Origin of the sequence: Alteromonas sp. PRIM-21 (genome assembly GCF_027563165.1) — a bacterium.
GTDB lineage: Bacteria > Pseudomonadota > Gammaproteobacteria > Enterobacterales > Alteromonadaceae > Alteromonas > Alteromonas macleodii_A.
Window position 1 is genome coordinate 1 of the sequence record NZ_JADOEK010000004.1, and the last position, 11,807, is coordinate 11,807.

9 protein-coding genes are annotated in these 11,807 nt (G+C 44.5%); 3 read left to right on the forward strand and 6 right to left on the reverse strand.

Annotated features, from left to right (window positions below; all coding sequences use genetic code 11):
- Positions 1-469: 469 nt before the first annotated feature.
- Positions 470-613, forward strand: a complete 144-nt coding sequence (locus IW644_RS07850; RefSeq protein WP_269917149.1) for a hypothetical protein — start codon at positions 470-472, stop codon at positions 611-613.
- A gap of 673 nt (positions 614-1,286) precedes the next feature.
- Here IW644_RS07850 and IW644_RS07855 read toward each other — a convergent pair.
- From IW644_RS07855 to IW644_RS07870, 4 genes are all read right to left on the reverse strand, one after another.
- Entirely contained in the window at positions 1,287-1,670 is a 384-nt protein-coding gene (locus IW644_RS07855; RefSeq protein ID WP_014976484.1) for a hypothetical protein, read from the reverse strand.
- Between the two features lie 126 nt (positions 1,671-1,796).
- Positions 1,797-2,156 (reverse strand): hypothetical protein, encoded by a 360-nt coding sequence (locus tag IW644_RS07860; protein WP_269917150.1) that lies wholly within the window; start codon positions 2,154-2,156, stop codon positions 1,797-1,799.
- A gap of 88 nt (positions 2,157-2,244) precedes the next feature.
- Positions 2,245-2,766 carry a signal peptidase II gene (lspA, locus tag IW644_RS07865; protein ID WP_269917151.1) on the reverse strand — a complete coding sequence of 174 codons (522 nt, stop codon included), beginning with the start codon at positions 2,764-2,766 and terminating at the stop codon, positions 2,245-2,247.
- A gap of 137 nt (positions 2,767-2,903) precedes the next feature.
- The gene (locus IW644_RS07870; RefSeq protein WP_269917152.1) at positions 2,904-3,233 is read right to left on the reverse strand and encodes a hypothetical protein; all 330 of its coding nucleotides are present in this window, start codon (positions 3,231-3,233) and stop codon (positions 2,904-2,906) included.
- 1,554 nt (positions 3,234-4,787) lie between these two features.
- Here IW644_RS07870 and IW644_RS07875 point away from each other — a divergent pair.
- Positions 4,788-5,756 carry an integron integrase gene (locus IW644_RS07875; protein ID WP_024015657.1) on the forward strand — a complete coding sequence of 323 codons (969 nt, stop codon included), beginning with the start codon at positions 4,788-4,790 and terminating at the stop codon, positions 5,754-5,756.
- A 76-nt stretch (positions 5,757-5,832) separates the two neighbouring features.
- Here the strand turns inward: IW644_RS07875 and fadA are convergent, their stop codons facing one another.
- Both fadA and fadB read right to left on the reverse strand, forming a co-directional pair.
- Entirely contained in the window at positions 5,833-6,996 is a 1,164-nt protein-coding gene (gene fadA / locus IW644_RS07880) for an acetyl-CoA C-acyltransferase FadA (RefSeq protein WP_014948145.1), read from the reverse strand.
- Between the two features lie 18 nt (positions 6,997-7,014).
- Entirely contained in the window at positions 7,015-9,165 is a 2,151-nt protein-coding gene (gene fadB, locus IW644_RS07885; RefSeq protein WP_269917153.1) for a fatty acid oxidation complex subunit alpha FadB, read from the reverse strand.
- Between the two features lie 496 nt (positions 9,166-9,661).
- On the opposite strand from fadB, the gene IW644_RS07890 reads away from it, so the two are divergent.
- A complete protein-coding gene (locus tag IW644_RS07890) occupies positions 9,662-11,731 on the forward strand; it encodes a transglycosylase SLT domain-containing protein (protein ID WP_269917154.1) in 2,070 nt (689 codons plus the stop codon).
- The last annotated feature ends 76 nt before the right edge of the window (positions 11,732-11,807 follow it).

An 11,807-nucleotide genomic window follows, 5' to 3' on the forward strand; every position in this document is an offset into this window, starting at 1 on the left:
GGTTATACATCTTTCTTTTAATTTGGTTATCTGCACTGGTTGGAAAGCAGGCTATAGCTAGTGTGCATGTTAGTGTGAGCTTTAGAAGTTGTTTATAAAACATGTGTTCTTTCCCTAGAAACATAACACCCTAATAAGGGGCAGTAATACATGGGCTAAAATCGGAGCGAAGCGACAGAGCCCATGTGTTACTGTCCCAGCGAGCCCGCGAGCGACTTAATTTGATTGTTATACCCACTAAATCATTTCACCGAGCCATGGGAACGAGACCCAGCCTACCCAACTAAAAAATAAAACTCTGAATGCAAGAGCATTATTGATGTTTGGCTTTTGATTATTAAGTTTATACGCGATAAATATTGCAACAATAAAAGTGCCACTAAAAATGCACATTAAGAGCGTATGCCTCAGGCCCTGATAAATTACACCATAACTGAAACTGAATACAAAAAAAGCAATGGAGAACAGTATGATGATGCCACAGAATATTGTAAACGGCTTGGTGAGTTTAGAATCTTGCTCAGTTAGCGATAAGGTGCTAATTAGAAATACCAATGCGTTTGGTATAGCAGAAACAAATGATAACGTCATCCCAGAAATGCCGGAGGAGTAAACAAGAAACATAGGCAAAACGGTTGGTAATGAAAATGGTGAATAATAGCGAGGAAAGCCTGCACTAACAGTAAGAGCTGTGAACACAGTAATGACAATTAAGCAAAATATTATTTTAAGTTTAATATTCATCCGATGTTTAGTGGGTATAACGCTAAGCTTTGGGGCGCTAGCACGGGGGCTAAAATCCGAACAAAGTGAGTCAGCCCACGTGTTAGCGTCCCAGCGACCGGAGGGAGTGCCAACAGCGTTTTGTTAGGCGTACAAAGAAACGTACGCAGCTTTGCTGCCACCACTAGCCAAATAGACCGCGTGTTTAAATTATTGAATTTAAGATAAAACAACCCTGTGCGAAAAGCCAGATGTTAACGGTAATGCTGGATAAAAGAGCGAGTTTAGAAAGCTGGTGATGCATAATGTTGGCGTTGCGGTGTTTATAAAAAGCGCATTGTTAAAGTCGTTGAAACTACAGAAAAAGCAAGCTGTAAAAACGACCTAGTGAAACAACCTTGATGGTGGAATGCCACGTCCGAACCCACACTTTAATGCTGTGAGTAAATGACGCCTAACGGCCCGCATAACGGGCAAAAATACGTAGGCTATAATACTGAGCGAAGCGAAGGGAGCCTACGTGTTTTTGTCCCAGCGAGCCCGCGAGCGAGTTTATGCGTTTGTTAGCTGCAATTGCTCAAATCGACATTAACATAGTTGATAACTTCGTTTGAATCTCCTTTAACAACAGCTCCAATACAAACTTTTGTGCCGGGATATAGCGGCTTGAAGCTGCCAACGCCATACGTCTCGCCTTTGTAGTTTACTGCTGCATAATATGGATAACCTACATATTTCGAGTATATTCCTTTTCCTATTTTCGGAGCACTCCATTTCGGAAATTCGATGACTTCTGCTGGAAAGTGGTTTCTTATTTCAACTTGCGGAGTCTTATATTCGAAGAGATAAAGCCCGAATAAAGCTAGAGGCAAGACTATCAACGTCATTGTTGCAATAAGCCTTACTTTGACTTTGGTTTTTATTCTGACTTTGTATCGAGTTTCCATTTTGCAGCTAACTTTTAAATAAGGGGCGCAGACATGTGGGCTAAAATCCGAACGAAGTGAGCAGCCCACATGTTTGCGTCCCAGCCCGCGCTGCGGGCGAGCTTAATTTTTTTGTTATACACAAGGCTATTCCTTAACAAGTTTAAGCACTTCATTGTTTTCTGAGTCGAAGACAGATAGCGATGTGCTATTTAACTTGATTGTAACGAAAACATATTTGTCTTCGTAGCCATTGTACATTTCCCCGACCCACTCAGTTTCTGTTGATTGAACAATATTTTTGATGATCGTGAGGCCAGAGTTTTGTTTATGAGTCTGGTGTTCTTTAACACTTGCTACACCAGTTGTTAAATTGAATTCGACTAGAGCTGGTTTTGTTGCGTGTTTCCAAACGCCTTCTATCGTTGATGAAGCAAATGCACTCATCGTTACTAAACAAGTGCCTATAAAAGCAAAAAATAGAAGAGACGTTTTGGTTTTGTTCACTTTAATCTTCCTGATGTTGCGCATTGTGTATAACTTTTAAATAAGGGGCGATAACGCGTAGGGCATAATAGCGAAGCGGCCCTGCGCGTTAGCGTCCCAGTGACCAACGGGAACGGCTTAATTTGTTTGTTAGGTTTTCACCCCATTTTGTAGAAAAGAAGGCAGCCAAAAATACACCCAGCATTATAAATACGTCTGCTAAGTTAAAAACACCAGTATGCAGTGGTCCCAGCTGAAGTAAAACAAAATCTATTACGCGCCCAGTGTTTGTCAGCCTATCGTAAACGTTGCCAATGCCGCCAGCTAGGATTAGTGAGCCGACAATAAAACTGGCATTCGATAAGGGCTTAAGGCAAAGATAGGCAAATACTGCTAACAAAAACAAAGTGACAAACGCGCTAAAAATGATAGTTCGAGTTTCATGCGGTAGTGAAGCGCCCAAGCTTAAGAACGCTCCAGGGTTTTCATGATAAGTAAGGACTAAAAAGCCATTAAGGTACGAAATCGGTTGTGAGCCCATTAGGTGATTAACGGCTTGTACCTTTGAAAATTGGTCACAACCAACTAACGGTAAAAGTAATAGAAGCAGAATTAATACGCGTTTCTTCACAAAAAATCCTTTTTATTCAATAGAGAAACCTAACACCTGCATAACGGGCAAAAATACGTAGGCTATAATACAGAGCGAAGCGAAGGGAGCCTACGTGTTTTTGTCCCCGGCGAGCGCAGCGAGTGTTAATGCGTTTGTTAGTTGCCATGCACAGTTTTGAGAATTAACGCGATCCCGGCAACGATTGCTGTAGTATAGCTAACTGCAAGGATAGAGTTGATACCCAACAAGGTAAGCCACCATTTATTAACAAATCCCTCTCTTAAACGAACCTCTTTACTCCATAACCGGAAAGAGCTATTCATTAAAATTACAGCCGATATAAGTAGCATGAAAAACACTAGTAATATCCCGAATCCAACGGTTGGTGCGGAGTCGGTTGGGTCAGAAATTCTGTGTGCAAAAGAGTAAAGGTAGGCGATCGCTAAAATGGTAATAGCAAGACCGCTTATTTGTGCTGACTTCATGAGCCTCCTTGGCAACTAACGCTAAGCTTTGGGGCGCTAGCACGTGGGCTAAAATCCGAGCGAAGCGAGCCAGCCCACGTGTTAGCGTCCCAGCGACCGAAGGGAGTGCCAACAGCGTTTTGTTAGGCGTACAACTGAAAGTACGCAGCTTTGCTGCCACCACTAGCCAATTAAGCCGCGTGTTTAAATTTTTAAATTTAAGATAAAACAACCCTGTGCGAAATGCCAGATGTTAACGACATTGCTGGATAAAAGAGCGAGTTTAGAAAGCTGGTGATGCAGAATGTTGGCGTTGCGGTGTTGATAAAAAGCGCGTTGCAAAAGCCGTTGAAACTACCGAAAAAGCAAGCTGTAAAGACAACCTAGCGAAACAACTTCAATGCTGGAGTGTCACGCCTAAACCCACTTTTTAATGCTGTAAGTAAATGACGCCTAACTTTTAAATAAGGGGCGCAGGCATGTGGGGCATAATGGCGAAGCCGCCCCGCGTGTATGCGTCCCAGCGAACGAAGTGAGTGACTTGATTTTTTTGTTATGTGACTTTGCCAATACAGAGTACCTAAGTTTTATAGAATTTAGAAACAGGATATATGGCAACCAGAGCAAACATAAAAAACACTTCGAAAGCCAGAAGCCCACTAACTGCAATTAAGATAATGTTAAGCGCTAACTGTTTATTGGACAGATCAAAGTACCTACGCAACCAGTCCATTTCACTGAGCAAGTAGAAAAAAATGACGAATGCAAAAGCACAGCTAGCTAGAACATTGAGCTTGAAAACACAAGGAAGTATGAAGAAACAACTAGATAAGAACAGGGCCAATAACTGTATCTTAGGAAGTTGTAGTTTGTCTTCATTAGTCATTAGATGATTCTATTCCCCTAGTCACATAACGCCAAGGTTTGGGGCAGCCAGTGCGAAGCACGCTTTTGGCTGTCCCAGCCGAAGGCGGCAACACCGCCTTGTTATGCATTTTTACGCGCCTGCACTGATTTATATATAAATGTAATTGCACTGAGGGCAATGCTGTAAACAAACGAAAAAGCACTGAATACAATTACCCCCGTTATTAGCCCACCCTCAAACTCCACATTTAAGATAAGAGCAGTAACAACTGCCAAAACAAGACAGCCAAATGTAGCTAGATACGGATTAATAGAGAAGTTACCTGGCCAGAATTTCTTACACAAAGCCCAGATCAACAATGACGGACTCAGAAACACTATTTGTAAGATGATGCCAAATACGAAGAACACAATTTCTCTCAATCTCTATCTAGATGCATAACAATTTAATCGTTCCCTAAACGGGGCGATTTAACGAACCAGAACGGGGTTTTTGTCCGTTTGGTTATAAATATGATTAAACCATAACCTATCGATAGGATTAGTAAAATACGTTTTTGGTGTATTTTACTCAAAAGCTAAAAACACCAAATCGGGTTGCAGGTGAATTTGGGATATTTCGTGAGTGCCTTTGCAACAAAACAGTTACTAAAGCCAGTTATCTCGTTGCGATTTATCAAATAGACTTCTTTTATTTTGGAGTCGAATATGAAGTCTCAGTTTATTAAATCCCTGTACGAGCACATGATGCTCAAGCGCTATGCAAAGCGTACTATACAAACCTACATAAACTGGATTTCAGATTACATTCGTTTTCACAAATTTCAGCACCCGAAAGATCTCGACGTGTTGCATGTTGAAGCATACCTTACTCATCTTTCTACCAAGCGAAAAAATGCGCGGTCTACACAAGCTACAGCACTTAACGCATTAGTGTTTCTTTACAATAAATATTTAGAACAACCACTTCCTTCCGACATGAATTTTGTGGGAAGTGGAAGGGAAAGGAAGCTGCCAGTTGTGCTAACCCAGTTAGAAGTAAAAGCATTGCTTGGTAGAGTGCCTACCCATCATTACTTAGCGGTAGCACTCCTTTATGGAAGTGGCCTTCGATTAATGGAGTGCGTGCGTCTTAGAACGGGAGATATAGACTTCGACTACAAGTGTGTGAGGATTTGGTTTGGGAAAGGTGGCAAGCATCGAGTGGTAACACTGTCAGAATCACTTATCCCACTTTTAAAAAATCATATCAGTGAAAGTGAAAAACTTTTGCAACGAGATTTGATGGTGCCAGACTTTGCTGGTGCTTGGATTCCACATGGATTGAGGAAAAAGTATCAACAGCGTAATAAAACGCTGGAATGGCAGTATTTGTTCCCTGCATCAAAGTTAAGTATCGATCCAGAAAGCAAGCTATTACGGCGTCATCATATTGATGAAAAACAGATACAGCGTGCGGTAAGTCGTGCTTCAGGTGATGCGGGAATAATTAAGCATGTTACGCCACACACGCTTCGTCATTCATTTGCTACTCATTTATTGCAATCTGGCGCAGACATCAGAACAGTGCAAGATCAATTAGGTCATGCCGATGTAAGAACTACTCAAATCTATACCCATATACTTCAACAAGGAGCGAATGGTGTTGTCAGCCCACTTTCTAATTTAGCGTTTTAGTTTTTTGTTCACGGAAACAAAAAAGGGCCCGAAGGCCCTTTTCAAAATTTAGCTTTAAAAGCTTTTATATAAACGCTTATACGCGCTCAAATACGGTAGCAATACCTTGGCCTAAACCAATACACATAGTCGCTAAGCCTAGGCTTACGTCTTGCGATTCCATTAGGTTGATAAGCGTACCCGAGATACGTGAACCAGAACAACCTAGTGGGTGACCAAGTGCAATCGCACCACCGTTAAGGTTAATCTTAGTATCTAGGTGGTCCATCCAACCTAACTGCTTAATGCACGATAGTGCCTGTGCGGCGAACGCTTCGTTAAACTCAGCAAGTTCAATATCGTCCATAGTTAGGCCAGCGCGCTTAAGGGCTTTTTGTGTTGCTGGCACTGGGCCGTAGCCCATAATTGCCGCATCACAACCAGCCACAGCCATCGAGCGAATTTTCGCACGAGGCGTCAGGCCAAGCTCTTTCGCACGGTCTGCTGACATAAGCAGCATACCTGATGCACCGTCAGACAGCGCCGAAGACGTACCCGCAGTTACGGTTCCGTTTACTGGGTCAAACACTGGGCGAAGTGCTGCCATGCTCTCAGCCGTGCTTTCTGGGCGTACTACTTCATCGTAGTCAATTAGCTTTAATACGCCGTTTGCATCGTGACCTTCAACAGGCACAATCTCGTTAGCCCAGCGGCCTTCAAGGTGTGCTTTGTGCGCTAGCTGGTGCGAGCGCGCACCAAATGCATCTTGTTGCTCACGAGTAATACCGTTTTGACGGCCAAGTAGCTCGGCAGTCATACCCATCATACCCGACGCTTTTGCCGTGTACTTAGCAAGGCCAGGGTGGAAGTCGATGTTGTAGTTCATCGGTACGTGACCCATGTGCTCAACACCACCAATCATGTAAATGTCACCACGGCCGCTCATGATGCCGCTTGTTGCATCGTGAAGCGCTTGCATTGATGAACCACATAAACGGTTTACTGTTACCGCGCCAGTTGTGCGTGGAATTTGTGTTAGTAATTGCGCGTTACGTGCAACGTTGAAGCCTTGTTCTTTAGTTTGCTGAACACAGCCCCAAATGATGTCTTCAATTTCCGCTGGGTTTACGCCAGGGTTACGCTCTAATAGCGCAGTCATTAGCGCAGCAGATAGGTCTTCTGCACGCACATTTCTGAAAACACCGTTTTTTGAACGACCCATAGGGGTACGTACGCAATCGATTACGACCACTTCTTTCATTAGTTTTTCCTCCGGGTCTTATGCGAAATAGGATTTACCAGCAGCGGCCATTTCACGAACGCCATCTGAAATCTGATAAATAGGACCAAGTTCAGCGTACTTGTCTGCCATAGCAACAAAGTTCGCCAAGCCAATGGTTTCAATCCAACGGAAAATACCACCGCGGAATGGAGGGAAACCTAAGCCGTAAAGTAGCGCCATATCTGCTTCAGCTGCGCTATCTACAATGCCTTCTTCTAGGCAGCGAATTGCTTCGTTTGCCATAGGGATCATAAGGCGTGCAATAATGTCGTCAGCTTCAAAGTCTGTCTTCTCGGCTACGTGTGGCGCCATTAGTGCATATGCTTCTTCAGCAGGTGTTTTCTTCGGCTTACCGCGCTTATCAACACCGTAGTTGTAGAAACCTTTTCCGTTCTTCTGACCTAAACGCTCTTCTTTGTAGAACAGTGTTACAGGGTCGTTGTCTAGACGAGCCATACGCTCTGGAATACCCGCAGCCATTACGTCTGCTGCGTGATCGCCCGTGTCGATACCCACAACGTCCATTAGGTAAGCAGGGCCCATAGGCCAGCCGAAGATTTTTTCCATTACTTTATCAACAGCAACAAAGTCTGCGCCGTCGATAAGTAGCTTACTGAAGCCCGCAAAGTATGGGAACAATACGCGGTTTACCAAGAACCCTGGGCAGTCGTTAACCACAATTGGGGTTTTGCCCATTTTAAGGGTAGCCGCTACTACTGCATTGATGGTTTCTTCAGAGGTTTTTTCGCCACGAATGATTTCAACAAGCGGCATGCGGTGCACTGGGTTGAAGAAGTGCATACCACAGAAGCGCTCTGGCTTGTCTAGGCTTTCAGCTAGCTGATTGATAGAGATAGTAGAAGTGTTTGAAGTGATGATTGCGTCGTCCGCTACATTGTCTTCTACTTCTTTAAGTACAATACCTTTTACTTTCGGGTTTTCTACAACCGCTTCAATAACAAGGTCTGCATCTTTAAGCGTGCTGTACTCAAGGGTAGGTGTAATTGCGTTAAGCGTTTGCGCCATTTTAGTCGCATCAACTTTACCGCGCTTCATACCTTTACCAAGAATTTTTGCCGCTTCTGAAAGGCCAAGGTCTAGTGCACCTTGGTTAATGTCTTTCATAATTACCGGTGTGCCTTTCACAGCGCTTTGGTAGGCAATACCGCCACCCATGATACCTGCACCTAGTACAGCGTTAAGCTTAGACTGCTTAGTAGCCGCTTTCGCTTGCTTCTTACCTTTGCTCTTAACTAGCTGGTCGGCAAGGAAAATACCAATTTGCGCTTTCGCAGCGTCGGTTTTCGCTAGCGCTACAAAGCCTTCGTTTTCAAGCTTAAGTGCGCCGTCACGGTCTAGGCCCGCTGCTTTTTGAACAGTCTCAACCATTTTGTGCGGTGCTGGGTAGTGTTTGCCAGCTTGCGCAAATACCATAGCTTGAGCAGTACTGAAGCTCATCATAGCTTCGTTTTTGTTTAACTGTAGTGGAGCTTTCTTAACCGCACGACGTGCTTGCCAGTCAAACTTACCGTCAGCTGCGTCTTTCACCATTGAAAGCGCGCCTTCAACTAGCGCTTCTGGTGCAACAACGGCGTCAACCGCACCTTCAGCCAAGGCTTTCGCGCCTTTTCTGTCGCGGCCAGTAGTCATCCACTCAAGAGCATTATCTGCACCAATAAGACGAGGTAGACGAACTGTACCACCAAAACCAGGCATAAGACCTAGCTTAACTTCTGGTAAACCAATAGACGCTGTGGTGTCGGCAATACGCATGTCACATGCCAATGCCATTTCACAACCACCGCCTAGCGCAAAGCCATTAACGGCAGCAATAGTAGGGAAAGGTAGGTCTTCGAAGCGGTCGAATACTTGTGACGTATTAGCAACCCACTGTAGTACTTCAGCATCGTCCATAGCGAAAAGGCCAGTGAACTCGGTGATATCTGCACCTACGATAAATGCAGGTTTTGCACTGCGTACTACTAAGCCTTTTACATCGCCTTTAGCAAGTAGGGCTTGGGTTGCTTCGTCAAGTTCGCTCACTGTTTGGCGGTCGAACTTGTTTACTGAACCTTCGGCGTCGAATACCAGCTCAGCAAAGCCGTCATCTAACAGGCTGACGGAAAGACTTTTGCCTGTGTATATCATTATCATCTCCTTCGGCATTGGCCAGGATGTTAGTGAAGTAATCCAACTAATTTGTAGGGTCGTATGCATTCACTAACGCGTTAGGGTGGCTAGATTCTTTACAAAGCCACACAAAATTTCAACAAAAAATCAAACAAGCGTTTCAATTTGTCTAAGGTAGTGGTCCGATGACTTAAATTCAAGTGCAAATATCGAATTCAAGCTTCATTTCGGTATTGGTGGTTGTATAATGAGCGTTATTGGCCCAAAGCGCCAATCCAGCAAAAGAATAATCTACAATCATGTCAACTATGTTTGTAAAGCATAGCTAACGACAGCTGGCACAACATCTTCTTTGGCACGGAGCCAGACTGAAATTTTCCCTTTGTTTATAAAACAAATGTAGTGGGTCAGTCGTAATGCTGCTTTATCAGCAACATTTTACAAACAGCTCGATTAGGCTAATTTTCCGGCTTTCATAGGTCATTCGAGTGTAGAGCAGGGTAGGAGTTCTATTGTGTCTGGTTTTTATTTTAGTTCGAGGTTAGGTCAGCACTCGCTGGCAAAAAACGATAAATTACTCGCCACGCTAGTGGGGGCGCTAGTTTGCTCGCTTTCTTTAGTTTTCTCTATTAGCGCATGGGCCACACAGCCGTTAACGCTACCCAACGATATTTTCGAAAAAGATCGTGCCCGCTATTTAGAAGTTGAAAAGAAGCTGCTTACTTACTCGAAACACCGCCTTCAACACCTTGATAACGACATTTATGAGTTAGCGCATTATCCACTCTATCCGTACCTGCTACGGCTTAAATTAGAGCGCACCATGTCAATCAAAACAAAGCGCGAAGTTAAACAGTTTTTAGATGACTTTAACGGTCAACCGGTTAGCTATGGCTTGCGTTACAAGTGGCTGAAGTATCTCGCAAAGAACAATTATCGCAGTACATTTTTAAGCAGTTATCGTCCCGGCATGGGCGCACGATTAACATGTACTGCGCTTAATTACCGTTTGAAAGAAGGTGAAAGCGAACAAGATATTCTCCGTGAAGTAGATGCGCTTTGGCTTCATGGCCAGTCCCAGCCTGACGAATGCGATCCGCTTTTTGCGAAGTGGAAAAAAGCGGGCATGATGACACCAGAAATGGTGATAAAACGCATCGAAATTGCAGCGAAAGAAGATAACCGAAGTATCATCTCTTACCTAAAACGCCAACTTCCCAGCGATAAGCAATACATTGCTGATGCATGGCTATCGGTAACCCGCGACACCAGCCGCGTTAATAAAACCGCGCTTTTCCCACTTAAAAATACATCACATGAAGCTGAGGTAATGGTATGGGCAATAGAAAAACTAGCGTGGCGAAACCCAGATTTAGCCGGCAAGGTATTTAATCGCTACAAGGCTAAGCAAGTATTCTCAGAAGCCCAGCAACACGTTATGCGTCGAGCGATTGCGCTTAGCTACACGTTAGACCGCCTTCCTCAAGCCCACCAGTGGCTAGAACTAGCCGATGTTCAGGGTGCCAGTGATGATGTAAAGCTATGGCATGTTTCTCATTTGCTGCGCATGAAGAAATGGCAGGAGGTGATTGATGTTATTGATAACGCCCCAGTTAACCTGCAGCAAGAAGAAAATTTCCGTTACTGGAAAGCCCGTGCCTTAGAAGCGCTTGGTCAAACTATGCAGGCAACTGTGTTGTATAAAGAACTTGCGCAAGAGCGACACTATTACGGGTTTATGGCCAGTGCGCACATTGGCGAAATTCCATCGCTTGCGCACACGCCAGCGCCTAGAGACACGGCAGCTATTGCTAGTGTGGCTAAAACCCCAGCCACTATGCGCGCCGTAGAATTTTTCAGGTTAGACAGAACCACAGAAGCGCGTAGAGAGTGGTACTACTTGCTTTCCCATTTACCTGAGTCGAAAGTGACTGATGCAGGCATACTCGCTTATGAGTGGGGGCTGTACGACCAAGCAATTACCAGCTTCGCTAGAAGCGGCTATTGGGACGATGTAGAACGCCGATTCCCACTAGCGTTTAGCGATGTATTTAGCGAAAAATCGCAGGCCTATAGCATTTCGAAATCACTGGCTATGGCTATGGCTATTGCTCGCCGCGAAAGCTCTTTTAGAAGTGATGCTATATCGCCGGTCGGAGCGGCAGGTTTAATGCAGCTAATGCCAGGAACAGCGCGCTATGTGGCAAAAGAGAAAGTAAGTAGAAACAAGCTTTTTAAAGTCGATGATAACGTTGATTATGGTGTGCAGTACCTTCGTTACTTAATGGACAAGCTAAACAATAACCCAGTGCTGGTGTCTGCATCTTACAATGCGGGGTGGCGCAAAGTGTTGGAATGGCTGCCTGCTAATGAAGCGCTTCCGGTTGATATCTGGATTGAGAATATTCCTTATAAAGAAACCCGCGCTTACGTAAAAGCGGTTATGGCGTATCAGCATATCTACGACCAACAGCTAGGTGGCAACGAGAATATCTTCCCTCAACTTACCCGCGATATGATCCCATCGGCTGATGCGGTCAGTACACATCCGGTAACAGGCACACTGCAACTAGCGCCACGATAGCGATGTAAGGCTAGGCGTACACAGTGGTTTACCTTGTGCGGCGGAGAGCTCCGACGACTTACCGTAAACGACAGCG

What these genes read in the sequence shown, in the direction of transcription:
- IW644_RS07855 (WP_014976484.1), bottom strand. Translation starts at nt 1,670, where the DNA reads ATGGAAACTCGATACAAAGTCAGAATAAAAACCAAAGTCAAAGTAAGG.
- IW644_RS07870 (WP_269917152.1), bottom strand. Translation starts at nt 3,233, where the DNA reads ATGAAGTCAGCACAAATAAGCGGTCTTGCTATTACCATTTTAGCGATC.
- fadB (WP_269917153.1), bottom strand. Translation starts at nt 9,165, where the DNA reads ATGATATACACAGGCAAAAGTCTTTCCGTCAGCCTGTTAGATGACGGC.
- IW644_RS07850 (WP_269917149.1), top strand. Translation starts at nt 470, where the DNA reads ATGATGATGCCACAGAATATTGTAAACGGCTTGGTGAGTTTAGAATCT.
- fadA (WP_014948145.1), bottom strand. Translation starts at nt 6,996, where the DNA reads ATGAAAGAAGTGGTCGTAATCGATTGCGTACGTACCCCTATGGGTCGT.
- IW644_RS07875 (WP_024015657.1), top strand. Translation starts at nt 4,788, where the DNA reads ATGAAGTCTCAGTTTATTAAATCCCTGTACGAGCACATGATGCTCAAG.